A 15,798-nucleotide genomic window follows, 5' to 3' on the forward strand; every position below is an offset into this window, starting at 1 on the left:
AGGCACCGACAAAAACCAAAACCCAGATCAGAAGCGAGCCTATCGCCCTGCTGGCATTGGGCTTAACAGGAGCCATTCTTTGACCTCGGCAAGATTAATGGTATCTTCAACTTATCTTTCTTGACAACAATCTCAATTCCAGCTTTTAACTGATGCCTGCCCTGACAGCCTTTTGCAATCAAACCCAACGCCCGCTCCACACTTAACGCATCCAGTTCCGGCATCAAGAGCCTTAGCATTCTCCTTTTCAAAATATTATTATAACCGTTGAACTCCTTAATGTCAATTGCAGCCTCTCTCCGCGCAAATGAGCCGATTTTATCCAGAACCCGACTGGCTAAAAAATCCAAAAACAAATCCTCTTCAGAGATGAGACGAGAGGTGCGCAAGACATTCTCCACCACCCCTGGATTAATCTTTTTTAGGAGCGGCACGATCTCCTGCCGGATGAGGTTGCGCCTGAATCTGATATCAAGGTTGGTCTCATCCTCAACCCATTCTATTCCCCTTGCCTTCAGATAGCCTCTTATCGCCTCCCTCTTGATTTCCAGGAGCGGTCTCACAATATTTTCCCGGCGGATGGGAATTCCGGCAAGACCGCGCAGACCCGCACCCCGAGCCAAATTAAGAACAACCGTCTCAAGGTTGTCATCGGCGTTATGCCCGAGGCAAATGGTATCACACCTCAACCTCCTTGCCACCCGCTGGTAATGGTAATAGCGCAGTTGCCTTGCCGCCTCCTCAATGCTTGATTTGGTCCGCTTGGCATAACCCTGTACATCAACTGTGACCACTTCTAATTTCACACCCCAGGATTTGCACAACCGCCTGACAAACTCCTCATCCCTTTGAGCCGACTCCCGCAACTGGTGGTTGATGTGAAGGGCAAAAATTTTTAGATGGTATTTTGCAGCCACCACCCTTAAAAGGTCCAAAAGGCAGACCGAGTCCGCACCACCGGAGATGCCAACAAGGAGTTTGCTCTTCTCCTTTAAGAGGTTGTGCCTCTTGACCGTGTCAAGGAACTGATGGAGAACAGAAAGCCGCTTCACGAAAAGATATTAAATCAGAGTTTGCCCTTGGTCAAATATCAAAATAGGGTTCAAGGTCAACTGTAAAAGCTGCCTTCACCTAATGGTTAATAACCGGGGTGGTGGAGGGAACAGGGGTCATATTTTATGTCTTGGGAAATCAATAATTTATATAATTGCACCCATTTAATTCAGGGATGGCGAGAAAGCCAGGCGTGATAGTCTTTTATGTCACGGTCAAAAAAGAGCCGTCTTAAAATGGTTGCAAATCTGCCCTTTTCTGGCAGAGGTTCGCGGTTTGCCTCCAGGCGCTTGATAACGGTGATAACAAAAATTGCGGCGGAGAAATATATGACCGCGGTTGGTGCGTGCAGGACTCGTGCTAAAAAGGGCATTGTCAGAAGGGAGATCAGGACGGTTATCGCACCGGCATTCAAGAGTTTACCCAGGGCAAGGGCAAAGAGGATGTAAAGAGCACCGTAAGGGAAAAGCACCGCTAAAGAGCCAAGGATTGTGCTCACACCCCTGCCACCATGAAAACCGAGCCAGAAGGGCCAGCAGTGACCGATGAGCGCGCCGATACCGATGGCGCTGGCAAGAAAGGGGTGGGGTTGCAGTCTGAAACCGAGCCAGACCGGAATCAGCGCCTTCAGAATGTCAAGGATACCAACAAGCACCGCAGCCGGTTTTGATACCAGTACTCCCACCATTGTGCCGGAAACGGTGCGACTGCCATAATGGCGCATATCAATCCCCTTTAACAGCCGCACCAGTATCCAGGAGAATGGTGTCGAGCCAAAAAGGTAACCGATAAGAAGACCGGCAAGGAGATAAGTGATAACAGGGTTTCCCATCCGCTACGGGGCTTTAATTTGACGGTACTTGACGAGATAACCCTTCTGACCAGCGCTGACAAGGCTCTGAATCTCAAACCGCCACCGTTCAGCAACCAATTCGGCGTGGGGCTGATGCCCGGAGCTCATATCATCAATCGCTACCTTTAAACGCCGGCTGACCTCAACCGGAAACAGCCTCTCAATGGTTTCGGCGCCAGTGGAGTCGCTGGAAAATACGATATTGCCCGTTCCGTCAAGGACAATGATGGCTTCAAGTTTATCCCGTTCAAACTCCCGGCTGATAAAGGAAAGTGCCAGCCGGACAAGATGGAGTTGTGTCAGCTCCTTCTGCAGCCGGTTCAGGCGGTGGTGCTGCCTTGCCCACATTATCGGAAAGAGCAGGGCGTAAAGAACCCAGTTGCCAAAAAAGATTGCCAGATACCCGGGGATTTTCTTTATGCCGCTGAAGAGATTGACAAATCTGAACTGGTAGATTTCCCGACGGCGCTTGGCAAGCCGGGTTGGAGGCTTGGGCGGCAGGGCATAACCGAAACGGGAGGCAATCCTTTGAACCTCCTCCTCAAGACCTTCCGAGACATGGATGTGGAAATGGGTGGTATTGTCAACCTCGTTAAAGGTCATCTTGGCATCGGACAGGCGGTTGTCAAGTTTCAAAAACTCGGCGCGCAGCATTTCCTTTACCTCACCCTGGACACACCCTTCAACACAGAACCCGCGCAACTCCTCGGGCTGGCGTCGGTAAATCAGACGCTGACCAAGTTCGGCATGGCGCCTCACCTCAGCCAAAACCAGCCGGTAACGCTCCTTGAGTCTTGCCTCCCGGCTCAATCCCAGGGTGCGCAAAAGCGCCCATAAAAGCAGGGTAAACCCGAATCCACCGGCATCAACCATTTGCTGTTCCTTGAGAATCTCAACCTCCTGAACACGCGGATTCAAAAGCTCATCGGTTGCGGCCAGATATGCCTGGGACAGGACATTTCTGAATGTTGGATTGGCTGCAAAAGCCTGTTTTGCCGCCCGGTCGCAGGCACGCATCACCGAAAGGATTGTCCCCTCCTTGGCATCCTTGCCAAAGTACTCATAGCACCGGTCTGTCCCCTTCGCCAGTGCCGCAATTAAAGTCTCAAGGTGCAGGCTTTCACCCTTTTCCAGTTCTTGAACAGCGGTGTTGAACCCCAAGAAATAGGCGCTCAAGGCACCGCCAGAATACCCGCCACCGCGCCTGGCAATCCGGGTGACGATTTGATTAAGGACGGCGGGCAAAGGCAGATTAGGCTCAATACCTTCGGTAACATTGGTCAATGGTGAAAGCAGGTTTGAGCCGGTATCACCATCCCTGACCGGAAACACATTGATGGCGTTTGTCACCCGGCGAAAGGTCTTCAACTCCTCCTGCGCCGTTTCAAAAAACCTAAGAAGGACCGGGGTGGAAATGGAGTCATAACCAAGACCAACAACCCCAAATGCGATTAGGGCAGAACCGGCATGGGTCCCGACAACCGGACTTGCCCTGCCAACCGCAACCGGGCGGGCAAGAATAAAATCCTTTCGCGAACCAAGTGCATCCTTCAAAACCCCCACCTCTTCAGGCATTTCTGCACCGGTAAACTCTATCTTCACAAGGACCGGCTCCTGAAACCCAACCCGCTCCCGAATGGTAGCGCAGGCAGATTCTGTCCAGGAGCCCTTTTTTACCAGTTTCGTCATTCGGGGCTGGTCGCCCTCGAGGATGAAGGCGGGCATAACCCTGAATGTCTTTAGGAACGGCTGAACAACCGCTGCCGCCAACCTTGGTATCTGGACCCTGCCGGAACGACGGAGCCGGCGCAAATCCAAAAGGGTGCCCCAGACAAAGGCGCGATGCCGCTTATCGTCAACAAACCGTAAGACCTCCTCAAACCCATTACCCTTTTTGGCAAATTCAGCGGCTGCCAATGCCAAAAGTTCAAGGGAGAGAAACGCCTGCTCACCAATCACCGCAATCCGGCAGTGATATTGCCGCATCAACTCCTGTGCCGCCTGCATCGTATTGTCATAAATTGCGGAGAGCCGACCGCTCACCACAAAACAGATGATGTCACAGTCATCAACGACAACCATCCGCTCCAGGATTGAGCGGATCTCATAAAAACTGCCCGCCTTTGTTCCCGGCTGGGGTTTTGCTTTACTTTTGTCAAGATATTCATAAAAACTGTGATAGTCGCCCTTATTCAGCCTCTCCTCAATCTCCTGGGGTAGATTGGTAATGTGCAGCGGCAGGGTCTCAATACCCAGCCGTTCCTTTAGAGTTGGGTCAATATTGGCGGTCTGGTCAACGGCAATCCTGACCCTTTTGCTCATTTTAAGATCAGGAGCTTCTCTCTGAATGCCCGGCCTTTTTCTTCGCCAATTAGGAAATAAACACCCGGCTTTGACATCTTTTTAACAACCCTGCCCGAGGGGTCATAAACCCTTAGCCATTGTTGACCCAACTGCAAGTCAGGTTTCTTTTTCCCTTCCTTCAACCCGGTAGTGATGGTATCCCCTTCAATGCAATAGACATAACCAGGTGAACTGGCAAACTGGTTCCCGGCAATGCCGTCATCAAGTTTATCGCCATTGACATCACTGATACTCCGCACCGAATTGACCCAGCCACCAGTGCTGTAGTTCCAAATAATTGCTCCGGTCAACCCGTCAACACAGTAGACATTGCCATCACCGCAGCCACCAAGAACATCCTGTTTCCCATCTCCGTTCACATCGCCAATCGGATAAACGGTCCAGACATCATTACCGACCGGTCGCTGCCAGATTTGCTCACCGTTTCTGCCGTTTAAGAGGATTATCGCATTGTTCCAGGAGCCGACAATCACCTCAGGAATGGAATCGCCGTTGATGTCATCAAGAAGTTCTATCCTCATACCATAGGTGCCAATATCGGTTCTCCAGATTAACTGTCCGGTTCCTCCTTCAAGACAATAGATATAGTTGCCCCAGGTTGAGGCAAGAACATCATCCTTACCGCTCCGATTTATGTCCACAATTGTGCGCACACAATAGACATCACCTGCTGCCTCATAAGACCAGATGACCTGAGGTTGATTGCCTCGGGAGTTGCCGCTGATACAGTAAATGTGTTTATCACGGCTGTTGCCCCAGGCACCGGCAATCACATCCTCATAACCATCACCATTCACATCTCTAATTGCACAAACCGAACCCAAGGCATCCTGGGCATAGAAACGCCAGATGATACTGCCGTCTGCACCGGAAAAGCAGAAAACGGTCTGGCAATTTGTGCCAGTTGCCGCCAAAACCTCAGGCAAGGAGTCTCCATTAACATCGGCAAGGGAGCTGACGCAATAGACCCAGCCTGAGGCGATGGAGTCGTTATAGGTATTGTAAGACCAGAGCACATTGCCGTCCCTACCGCTGATGGCAAAGACCGTCCTGCCACCCCAGGCGGTTCCTAAAAGGGCATCACCACAGCCATCATCGTTTAAATCAGAAATAAATGAGACACACTGGTCACCCCAGCCTCCGCTGTTTGATACTCCTCCTGATGGCCAAATAGCCCAGATGGTGTCACCGGTCTTTCCTGAAAGGCAGAAGAAATGTGCGGGACCGCTTGCGCCGGCATCATAGGATTCAGCCAAGACATCATTAACACTGTCCCCATCAACATCAAAAAACGGCGACAGGCATTCAATATCATCAATTCCAGAGAAACTCCAGAGGAGATTACCAGGACCCCAAAAGGGGCTGTTCTGCTCGCTCCTTTTGTTTAGTAAAATAACACCCTGGTCAGGTATTGAGACGATTATGGTGCAAAGTAGCAAGATTGCCATAAATCCTCCTGATTAATCATTAAAGCCTAACCTAAAGAGAAGGCAAAGTCAAGGGCAGAAATTAAAAAGGGCGGGTGTTTTTCACCCGCCCTCAAAACAATCGGTTCTTCTGCTAACGCGCGACCGTCAACTTCCTTGTCAGGGAGGTGCCATCTACTGAGAGTGTGTAGAAGTAGATACCAGCGGAGAGTTCCTTGCCGTTCAAATTCAGTGTATACCTACCTGCTTCCCGGTAGCCATTCACAAGGGTTTTGACCGGTCTGCCCGCGGCATCATAAAGGACAAGCGAGACATTTCCAGAGCGAGGTACTGTATAGGAGATGACTGTTCTTGATGAAAACGGGTTGGGTGATGCCGAAAGTTCAACGCGGGTTGGGTTATTCTTGGGCAGGTCTGCCACACCCGCACCAAGGGACTCTGCTTGAACCCAGTGAACCACAATCGGGTTGTTAGTAGGTTGACCCTGCGGCGTTTCCAGTACCACCGTACCTGCCATCTGGTCTATCATATATATTACCGGCATCAAAATCGTTCCGTTTTGCTCTACTGCCCGGTCAGCAACACAGGGATAACGGCAGGATGCTGTTCCTGCCTCTGTTATCTTCACTGCAGGGAGCCAGGTATTGCCATTATCCTCAGAGAGCGCCATATAGATATCGGCGCGGAGAAGCTCGGTTTGGGGCTCAAGATTAAGCGGGTCAAACTGCTCCCAAGCAACATACAGCCTGCCACGGCTGTCCTGGCCGATACTGGCGCGACAGGCAAGGGAGGCGTTAGAACCTACAGGACCGGCAAGGCTCTCGGCATCGGCACGATGGATGCGGCTCCAGTTCGGGTTGTTGTCAGGGCACCAGTGCCAGACCTCTGCGGGGAGAATCCAGTTTGTATCCCTAACAAATGGGGTAACATGGCAGACGATGTGCAGCCGGTCCTCACTGTCAAAATAGGGAAAGAGCGAGGCGATGTGGAAAGAGGGGTTGGTGTCAGGAGGTGTGTATGCTGGCGGGTCTTCAAGAATCACCGGGTCCTGCCAGGTCGTGCCACCGTCAGTTGAAATCCGATAGTACGCAGGCTCATCCATAAATCCAGAAGGCGGGGTCTGAACCCAGGTAATGCATATCTTCCCACTTATCTTTGAGACCGCAATGTTCTGATCTGGAAATCCAGGGTCGGGTTGGGGTGCAACGATTCCAACCGGTGGCTCCCATTCACACCAGGTTGCAACCTTGGTGTAATATAACTGGTCTCTCGTAGCGTCATCCAGTAAAGCACAGTGGAATACCTCGCCATCATAGCCGATATATGGCCAAAGATACCCTTCAGTATTTGGTGAGCCGTCGCAGTATTCAAATAAACCTTGACCTGTTTCCTGGTCTCTTGCCAAAACCGGTCTGATTGCTGCACCACCAGGTGATTGATGGCAGGAGATAATTGCCGCACCATTAGCCGGGTTAAAATCAACATTGCCATATCCGGAGCGATTTGTAAACACATTTACACCAGACGCCATAAAATCACCAGGCTCAACAAAGTTCCACATACCGGTGGTGAAGTCATAATAGTTATAACGCATATTGCGGTCGGTCCAGGATGGTGGTGGTTCGGCAGAGAACATCCAGGTTGCATGTAGACCGTATCCCGGGGCGTTCACCAGCCAGCGATAACTCGGACCATTGGACTGCCAGTCATAGGTGGTGCCACCAATCGTATCAACCCTGCCAACAACAAATTTGACAGTTGCCGGCGGGTGAGGGTTTACCGTCGCTGCCGGTGTCTTACCATTACCCGGGTTTTCATTTGGCAGAACCTTAACCGGGTGGAGATTACCCGCAAAGATCAGTGCGGGAATCAGTAGCATCAGACAAAACATGCTACGCATTGTCATCCTCCTTTTTGTTTTTAACTAACTATCATTTTCCCCTTTATTGCAGCGTAAACTGATACGGTATTGAGACCCAGACCCGCACCGGTTTATCCCGCTGCATTGCCGGGGTAAACTTTGCCTTGAATGCCGCCTCTATCGCTGCCGCATCCAAGGACTGGTTTCCCGAACTTTTAATTATTTTAGCGTCAACTACAGAGCCGTCAACATCAACCAGCGCTTCCACAACGCACCTGCCTTCAATTCCGGCGTTGCGCGCCAGGTCCGGATAGACCGGCTTGGGAATAGAAACCGGCTCAGGCTTTTTCTCCACCTTCCAAAAAGGGACAACGGGAATATCGGTCTCCTCAACCCTTTTTGTCACCTCGGTAAAGGTGGTTGCCTCAACGGTTGTTGCCTCAACCTCGGCTTCACTTGCTGCCGCAACCGGAACCGAAGGTTTTGCCGCCTTTGGTGGCTCCGCAATCTTCTCCAGTTCTGGAGGCAAAGCCTCCATCACCATCTCTACCGAGCGCCTTAACTGATATGGCTTGACAACAAACTCCTTGGGCAAAAAGAGAAAGGCACAGATGGTAATCACGAGTGCGGCTATCAACCCTACCCTTATCGCTACCGCATAATAACGCTCCTCCCATTCAAGGGAGGCGATGCCTCTTGGTGTCTGGTTCATCAGCCACCCCCTTTGCCATAACTGGTGGCAAATGTTACCTTCAATGCGCGGGCATCCTTCAGCGCCTCAAGCACATCGGTCACAAACCCGTATTTCACATCCTTGTCCGCCTGCAAAAGGACCACCAGCTCTGGGTTTTCAATCACCTTTTCCGCCATCAAACTGGTAATTGTCGCTGGACTCACCCAGTTGTCATTGACTGTCATTCTGCCGGTGGCATCAATCCAGATTGCGGCAACATTTCTCCTTTTCAGAATCCGCTCGGTCATCTCCGCCTTGGGCAGATTAATCCTTAACCCCCTTTCGGTCCGGAAATGGGTGGAGACCATAAAGAAGATGATTAAGAGAAAGGCGATATCCGCGGTGGAGGCGGTGGGGATGTTTGGTGTTGTTGCCTTTTTTAAGGCGATGCGCCTCACTGCCCTCCCCCTTCCTCCTCCTGAACCGGCATCAGACTGATTCTTTCCGCCTTAGCGACCTTCAACTGGTCAAACACCTCAATCATTGTCTGGTAGGGTGCCTTTCTGCTCACGCGGAGGGCAATCGCCAGTTGTGGATTCTTTGCCAGTTCCTCGCGGACAATCGTGTTCACCTCCGGGATGTTCACCACCCTTTCGCCAATGAGAACCTGTCCGGTCTGACTGACAGCCACAGTCAGGATGTTTTCCGACTTGATTTTTGTCTCCGCACCCTTTTCTGGAAGAACAATCTTTAGACCCTTTTCCCGGCTGAAGATACTGGTGGTCATAAAGAAGATGATGATGAGGAAGGCGATATCACCCATTGAGGCGGTAGGGATGTTCGGCTGAACTGAACTCCTGCCCCTGGGTCGCAGAGTCAAAGCCATTATTTACTCCTTACACGCGCCGCGCCTGGTAACTAAATAGTCCAAAAGTTCGCTTGATGCGGTCTCCATATCACGGAGATAACCGTTGACCTTTCCAGAAAAAAGGATATGAATGATTGCTAAGGGCGCAGCAATGATGAGACCCCACTTGGTTGTGATGAGCGCCTCAGCAATACCGCTGGAGACAACGGTCGGGTCAACCTCGCCGACCGCAGCAATCGCCTTGAATGCACCAATCATTCCTGACACGGTTCCCAAGAACCCAAAGAAGGGCGCAACCGTTGTGAGACCAGCCAAAAGCGCCATACCCCTGTCCAAAAATGCCAGTTCAGTTGCGCCGGCACGGACAATCGCATCCTCCATCACCGTTCTGTCCGCATCCGCCTTGAGCAGCGCTGCGCGCAGCACCTTTGCCACTGGGCTCGGGGTCTTATCGCACAACTCAATCCCCGCCTGAATACCGTTCTGCTCCACGGTCTGCAGCAACTTCTGACTGAACTTCTTCACATTCACCCGTGTCCTGATAAAAAGGGTGAAAAGCCTTTCCAGGGTCAGTGCGATGCCGAGGACCGCACAGACCAAGAGAAACCACATTATGCCGCCGCCATCTTTAAATTCCTGTATCATTAAAGTCCTCCTTAAGTTGTTTTTTTATTTATATCCTTCAGCAGCACAAGTAATTTTAATCAATCTTATTCCGTTGTCAATAATTTTGTAACAACCTTCTCCAATGCCTTGGTTATCACTAAAATATCATTTTCTCTCCAATTTGCTCCCCAAAACCTAAAGGTAAATGCTATTATAATTCCAGCTCTTTCATTAAAGGCAAAGCCGGCAGCCAAAACCACCAGGGGGATTGTTACCGGGAAAATTTGAAAACTGGCTAAGTTGCGAAATTTCATAAGGTAAGCAATTGCAGCCCGGGGAAATTTTGTGTAGTTTTATATACACTTAGGGTTTGGTGTCTGAAGTAAGATTTGACAAAGAGATTCTGATTTCTAATATCCTATAATTAAATAAATTGTCCTGCAATAATAAAATAGTTTCGGAGGAAAATATGAAGGTAATTGAATCTGGTCTCGGCGAACTTTTTCAACCACCGGACCCTGACGGTTTCCGGGAATGGGTCCATAAGAATAAAAGCACCAGACTCGTGCCCAAGGTGATGACCGAGCAGGAGGCGATTAGCCGCTTTGTCAATGATGGTGATTACATCGGCACCGAACTTTACGGCACGGTCAGGGCACCGATGTCCTTGATTAGGGAACTCATCCGCCAGGGTAAGAAACATCTCCGGATGGCGGGTCAGGGCATTCATGAGATTGACCTATTGCTTGCCGCGGACCTGGTTGATGCCCTTGACATCACCTATATCGGCTGGGAGGTTTATGGCATCTCCCATGTTTTGCGCCGGGCGGTTGAGTCCGGCAGGGTAAAGACAACCGAATGGTCAAATGCCGCCATATCCTGGCGGTTCAAGGCAGCGGCGATGGGTGTTCCGTTTATCCCGGTGCGCTCAATGCTGGGCACCGACACCTTGAAATACTCATCTGCCAAGGTTGTTGAGGACCCCTGGACCGGCAAACCCATCTGCCTTCTGCCTGCGCTCTATCTTGATGTCGGGTTTATCCATGTCCATCAGGCTGATGAGTTCGGCAACTGCCGGATTGAGGGCATATCCGGTTTCGGGTTTGAACTTGCCCGGGCATCAAAGAGGCTGATTGTCTCAACTGAGGAGATCATCTCAAATGAGGAGATCAGGCGCTATCCAGAAAGGACGGTCATCCCCTATTATCTGGTTGATGCGGTGGTGGAGGCAAAATACGGCTCCCACCCTGGTGAGATGTGCTATCGCTACTGGCGTGATGAGGAGCATCTCAATCAGTACTACAAGGACTCGGCTGACCCGGAAAAGACCAAGGCCTATTTGGATAAATGGGTCTACGGTTGCAAGAACCACGCCGAATATGTGGAGAAGGTCGGTCTGGAAAGATTAAAACAGCTGGAAAAGCAGATTGGAGGTCGGTGATGGCAAGATACAACGAGGTTGAGTTTTTAATCTGCCTTGCCAGTAGTCTGATGGAGGATGGCACAACCGCATTTATTGGGACCGGCATCCCGATGCTCGCTGCTGCCCTGGCGAAAAAGACCCGTGCACCGAATCTGGTGGCAATCTTTGAGTTCGGCGGGACCGGCGCATCTTTGGAGAAACTGCCCCTGGCGGTTGGTGAATCCCGCACATTTCACAAGGCGGTTGCGGCATCGGGCATCTGCGATATTATGGAGACCGCGCAGCGCGGGTTTATTGAATACGGCTTTCTGGGTGCTGCCCAGATTGATATGTACGGCAACCTGAACACCACTGTTATTGGCAACTACTGGCCGCCAAAGGTGCGTCTGCCCGGCTCTGGTGGTGCCAATGATGTCGGCTCCCACTGCTGGAAAAACATCATCATCATCCGCCAGCACGACACCAGAAGGTTTGTGCCCAAGGTTGATTTTCTCACCACCCCGGGTTATCTCACCGGTCCTGGCGCCAGGGAAAAGGCAGGGTTGCCACCAAATACCGGTCCATATCGGGTGGTAACATCTCTGGCACTAATGGACTTTGAACCCGAGTCAAAGAGGATGAGGCTGATCGGACTGAACCCTGGTGTTACGGTTGACCAGGTGCTAAAAAATACCGGGTTTGAACTTCTGGTCGCAGACCGGCTTGTCACCAACCCTGAGCCAACCGATGAACAGCTCCGGCTCCTGCGTGAGGAGATTGACCCTGACCATTACTATATTTAGGAGGCAACCTTGCTATTACCCTCACTTCATCAACAGTTTCAAAAAGAGGTGCGCGAATTTGCCCAGGAGGTGATTGCACCAAGGGCAAAGGGTTATGACCAGAGCGGCAGATTTGTCAAGGAGAATGTCCAGGCGCTTGCCGAAAAGGGCTATCTCGGCATCCCCTGGCCAAAGGAACTTGGTGGTCTTGGGCTTGACCACCTTGCCTATGCGATTGCGGTTGAGGAGGTTTCCCGTGCCTGCGCCGCCACCGGTCTGACCCTTGCCGCCCACACCTCACTTGGCACCTATCCGATTTACAAGTTTGGCACCGAGGAGCAGAAGAAAAGGTTCATTCCGCCACTTGCCCGTGGTGAATACCTCGGTGCCTTTGGTCTGACCGAACCCAATGCCGGCAGCGATGCCGCCAGTATTGAGACCAGCGCGCGCAAGAGTGATGCCGGCTATGTCCTTAACGGCTCAAAGCGGTTCATCACCAATGCCGCTTATGCCGGCACCGTTATCGTTGCCGCCACCCTTGATAGAAAACTTGGTCGCAAAGGCATCACCTGCTTCATCGTTGAGACCAAATCCAAGGGCTTTGTTGTTGCCAAGGAGGAAAACAAACTTGGACTGCGCGGCTCCAACACCGTGGAACTGGCTTTTGAGGAGCTCTTTGTGCCCAAGGAGAATCTCCTTGGTAAAGAATATGACGGCTATCGCATATTTATGGAGACCCTTGATGGTGGCAGAATCTCCATTGGTGCCTTCTGCCTGGGTATGGCGCAATCTGCCCTTGATGCCCTGGTCAACTGGGCAAGGAAAAGGGAGATCTCCCAGCAGAACTCAAAGGCGATTGCCGATGTGGCGATGGAGGTTGAGGCGGCAAGGCTTCTGGTCTACGATGCGGCAGTCCTCAAGGACAAGGGCATCAGGGCGGACAAGCAGTGTGCCTTTGCCAAACTCTTTGCCTCAGAGGTGGCGGTGCGTGCGGTCAATACCGCTATTAACACCATCGGTGAGATTGCCCTCACCGATGAACTGCCATTAAACAGGGTTTACCGTGATGTCAAATTGGGCGAAATCGGCGAGGGCACTTCAGAGATAATGCGCCTGATTATCGCCAAGGAAGTTTTAAAGGAAACATAGGAGGAAAAGATGGACTTTAACCTGACCGAAGACCAGATTATGCTGCGCAATATGGTGCGCGACTTTGCCAATAAGGAACTTGAACCCAAGGCGGCACAGATTGATGCCTCTGCCGAGTTTCCCTATGACACGGTCAAGAAACTTGCCGAACTTGGGCTGTTGAGTATGACCATTCCGGAGAAGTACGGTGGGGTGCAGTATGACTTTGTCTCGCTCGCAATAGCGATTGAGGAAATCTCCCGTGGCTGCGGCTCAACCGGTGTCATCACCGCGGTTCACAACACCCTTGCCGCCTGGCCAATTGTCAACTGGGGGACAGAAGAGCAAAAGGAGAAATACCTGCCAAGAATGGCAACCGGCGAACTTTTAGGTGCCTTTGGTCTGACCGAGGCGAACGCCGGCAGTGACCCGGCGTCAATGGAGACCAGGGCGGTTCTTAAGGGTGACAGATACATCCTAAACGGCTCAAAGCGGTTCATCACCAACGCCGGTGCTGCCCAACTTTTCATCGTCTTTGCCAAGACCGCGCCAGAACTGGGCTCAAAGGGTGTCACCGCATTTATCGTTGAGCGGAATTTTCCGGGCTTCTCCTTGGGCAAGCACGAGGACCTTTTGGGTCTGCGCGCCACCGCCAACTGCGAACTCATCTTTGAGGACTGCGAGGTGCCTAAGGAGAATGTCCTTGGTGAGGTCAATGCCGGCTTCAAGGTTGCTTTAGGAACCCTTGATGTGTCCAGGATTGACATCGGTGCCCAGGCAACCGGAATTGCCCAGGCGGCACTGGAAAAGGCGCTTGCCTATTCCAAGGAGCGCAAGCAGTTTGGCAGACCCATCTGCGAATTTGAAATGATTCAGGCAAAACTGGCAGAGATGGCGACAAGGATTCAGGCATCGCGACTTTTGGTCTATTATGCGGCTGGGCAGAAGGATGCGGGCAGACCCCGTTTCAGCCAGGAGGCGGCAATGGCAAAACTGTTTGCGGCAACAACCGCGGTTGATGTCACCAGGGAGGCGGTGCAGATTCTTGGCGGTTATGGCTACACCAAGGAGTATCCGGTTGAACGGCTCTACCGCGATGCCAAGTGTATGGAGATTTACGAAGGGACATCAGAGATCCAGCGGATTGTGATTGCCCGCAACCTGCTTGCGTAAACGGGTTATTAGTTTATAGTTTTTAATAGCTAAGAACGGGGAACTAAAAACCAAGAACTTGCTTTCTCACTACTGCGCAAATCCGCTCCAGGTCATCCTCGCTCAGGATTGAGCCGCTGGGCAGACAAACTCCGTTTTCAAAAAGCCCTTCTGCAACCCTTCCGCCCCTGACCCGGCAACCCTTAAATACCGGCTGCAGATGCAGGGGCTTCCAAATAGGTCTTGCCTCAATATTCTCCCTTTCCAGCGCCTCAATAATCCCCATCACCAACCCCGATGGACCTCTGTCCGTCTTCGGTTCTCGGTCTCCAGTCTTCGGTCTTTCTATCGTCATACAGGTGAGCCACCTGCTTGACTTACCATAACTCGCCTCCGGCATAAACCTTACCCCGGGCAGGTCACCCAAAGCCCTCTGATAATAGTCAAATATCCAGCGCCTCTTTGCCACCCGCTCAGAAAGAACCTTCAGTTGCCCCCTGCCGATTGCGGCAAGGATATTACTCAGCCGGTAATTGAACCCTATCGCTGAATGCTGGTAATAAGGTGCCGGGTCTCGAGCCTGGGTTGACAAAAACCTTGCCTTATCAACAACCTCCTTATTATGGGAGACCAGCATCCCTCCCCCAGCGGTGGTAATCACCTTGTTTCCGTTAAAAGAGAACGCACCGGCCACGCCAAAAGAGCCAGCAAAACCAGGACCGACCGGTCTTCCGTCTCCACTCCCCGGTCTTCCTTCATACCTTGCTCCCAACGCCTCTGCCGCATCCTCAATCACCGGCACATCATACCGCTCGCAGACTTTAAGAATCCGCCCATAATCGCAGGGCTGACCATAAAGGTCAACCGTAATCACCGCCCTTGGCAGCTTCCCCTTTCTTGCGCAACCTTCAAGTTCCTCCTCCAAAAGTTCCGGGTCAAGGGTCCAGGTATCAGGCGAGCAGTCAATAAAGACCGGACGGCAGCCCTCGTAGACAATCACATTGGCGCTTGCCGCAAAGGTCAGGGTCGGACAGATAACCTCAGCGCTTCGCGCCTGACCGATGACCGATGACCGATGACCGACCGCTCTTCCTAAAACTATCCTCAAAGCCAGATGCAGAGCCGCAGTTCCGGATGAAAGCGCACAGGCATAAGGGACACCAATAGTTTGGGCAAACTCCTTCTCAAAGGCATCAACCATCGGTCCTAAAGGCGCAACCCAGTTGGAGGCAAAAGCCTCCTTAACAAACTCCAGCTCCTCACCGCTCATATGCGGTGGTGAAAGATAAATCCGCTTATTGTTCTTCATTCAGTCTCAAATAAATTAACCACATTATTAACCCTGTCAAATTCACCATAAACTACTCAGATTCCTCGGCTTTGCTCCTCGGTCCTCCGTCTTCGGTCTTTCTTCTGTCATTTCGAGCGAGCCGTAGGCGAGTGGAGGAATCCCTCAGGTTAGTTATTGGTCTTTAGTTCTAAGTTCGTAGTTGAGAACCAAAAACTATAAATTAAGAACTAATTCCCTCGCCTATCACGCTATCGCATACTCCAACGACCGGGGGTTTTCTACCCGCTTGGAGGCATTAAGAATCTCAAACCCGACGATGTTACCATCCTTGTCATAAT

The 15,798-nt window shown here is 51.5% G+C and carries 15 protein-coding genes; 4 read left to right on the forward strand and 11 right to left on the reverse strand.

What is annotated here, in order from left to right:
* Positions 1-62: 62 nt before the first annotated feature.
* The 9 genes from tilS to ABIK47_06300 form a co-directional block, all read right to left on the reverse strand.
* Positions 63-1,052, reverse strand: a complete 990-nt coding sequence (gene tilS, locus ABIK47_06260; GenBank protein ID MEO0020222.1) for a tRNA lysidine(34) synthetase TilS — start codon at positions 1,050-1,052, stop codon at positions 63-65.
* A gap of 170 nt (positions 1,053-1,222) precedes the next feature.
* A complete protein-coding gene (locus tag ABIK47_06265; protein ID MEO0020223.1) occupies positions 1,223-1,885 on the reverse strand; it encodes a glycerol-3-phosphate acyltransferase in 663 nt (220 codons plus the stop codon).
* 3 nt (positions 1,886-1,888) lie between these two features.
* Positions 1,889-4,228, reverse strand: a complete 2,340-nt coding sequence (locus ABIK47_06270; GenBank protein ID MEO0020224.1) for a DegV family protein — start codon at positions 4,226-4,228, stop codon at positions 1,889-1,891.
* Entirely contained in the window at positions 4,225-5,718 is a 1,494-nt protein-coding gene (locus tag ABIK47_06275) for a PQQ-binding-like beta-propeller repeat protein (GenBank protein ID MEO0020225.1), read from the reverse strand. The genes ABIK47_06270 and ABIK47_06275 overlap by 4 nt, the downstream gene beginning before the upstream one ends.
* Before the next feature lie 112 nt (positions 5,719-5,830).
* On the reverse strand, positions 5,831-7,597 hold the full coding sequence (locus tag ABIK47_06280; GenBank protein ID MEO0020226.1) for a T9SS type A sorting domain-containing protein: 1,767 nt from the start codon (positions 7,595-7,597) through the stop codon (positions 5,831-5,833).
* A 43-nt stretch (positions 7,598-7,640) separates the two neighbouring features.
* The gene (locus ABIK47_06285; protein MEO0020227.1) at positions 7,641-8,270 is read right to left on the reverse strand and encodes a TonB family protein; all 630 of its coding nucleotides are present in this window, start codon (positions 8,268-8,270) and stop codon (positions 7,641-7,643) included.
* Positions 8,270-8,689: a biopolymer transporter ExbD gene (locus ABIK47_06290; protein ID MEO0020228.1), complete on the reverse strand. Its 420-nt coding sequence runs from the start codon at positions 8,687-8,689 to the stop codon at positions 8,270-8,272. Before ABIK47_06290 ends, ABIK47_06285 begins: the two co-directional genes overlap by 1 nt.
* A complete protein-coding gene (locus tag ABIK47_06295) occupies positions 8,686-9,117 on the reverse strand; it encodes a biopolymer transporter ExbD (GenBank protein ID MEO0020229.1) in 432 nt (143 codons plus the stop codon). The genes ABIK47_06290 and ABIK47_06295 overlap by 4 nt, the downstream gene beginning before the upstream one ends.
* A gap of 3 nt (positions 9,118-9,120) precedes the next feature.
* Complete coding sequence (locus ABIK47_06300; protein MEO0020230.1) at positions 9,121-9,744, reverse strand: MotA/TolQ/ExbB proton channel family protein; 624 nt, start codon at positions 9,742-9,744, stop codon at positions 9,121-9,123.
* 430 nt (positions 9,745-10,174) lie between these two features.
* On the opposite strand from ABIK47_06300, the gene ABIK47_06305 reads away from it, so the two are divergent.
* From ABIK47_06305 to ABIK47_06320, 4 genes are read left to right on the forward strand one after another with little or no spacing between them, the layout of a single operon-like run.
* Positions 10,175-11,146, forward strand: coding sequence for a CoA-transferase (locus ABIK47_06305; GenBank protein ID MEO0020231.1), 972 nt, complete (start codon positions 10,175-10,177; stop codon positions 11,144-11,146).
* Positions 11,146-11,910, forward strand: a complete 765-nt coding sequence (locus ABIK47_06310) for a CoA-transferase (protein MEO0020232.1) — start codon at positions 11,146-11,148, stop codon at positions 11,908-11,910. The genes ABIK47_06305 and ABIK47_06310 overlap by 1 nt, the downstream gene beginning before the upstream one ends.
* A 9-nt stretch (positions 11,911-11,919) precedes the next feature.
* Positions 11,920-13,038: an acyl-CoA dehydrogenase family protein gene (locus ABIK47_06315; protein ID MEO0020233.1), complete on the forward strand. Its 1,119-nt coding sequence runs from the start codon at positions 11,920-11,922 to the stop codon at positions 13,036-13,038.
* A gap of 9 nt (positions 13,039-13,047) precedes the next feature.
* The gene (locus tag ABIK47_06320; protein MEO0020234.1) at positions 13,048-14,190 is read left to right on the forward strand and encodes an acyl-CoA dehydrogenase; all 1,143 of its coding nucleotides are present in this window, start codon (positions 13,048-13,050) and stop codon (positions 14,188-14,190) included.
* 43 nt (positions 14,191-14,233) lie between these two features.
* Here ABIK47_06320 and ABIK47_06325 read toward each other — a convergent pair whose 3' ends face one another.
* Entirely contained in the window at positions 14,234-15,478 is a 1,245-nt protein-coding gene (locus ABIK47_06325; GenBank protein MEO0020235.1) for a DegT/DnrJ/EryC1/StrS family aminotransferase, read from the reverse strand.
* Between the two features lie 225 nt (positions 15,479-15,703).
* Positions 15,704-15,798, reverse strand: a 95-nt coding sequence (locus ABIK47_06330) for a DUF2283 domain-containing protein (protein MEO0020236.1), incomplete at its 5' end; no start/stop codon positions are given.

The organism is candidate division WOR-3 bacterium (genome assembly GCA_039801245.1).
Classification (GTDB): Bacteria; Hydrothermota; Tepidihabitantia; order Tepidihabitantales; family Tepidihabitantaceae; genus JAOABP01.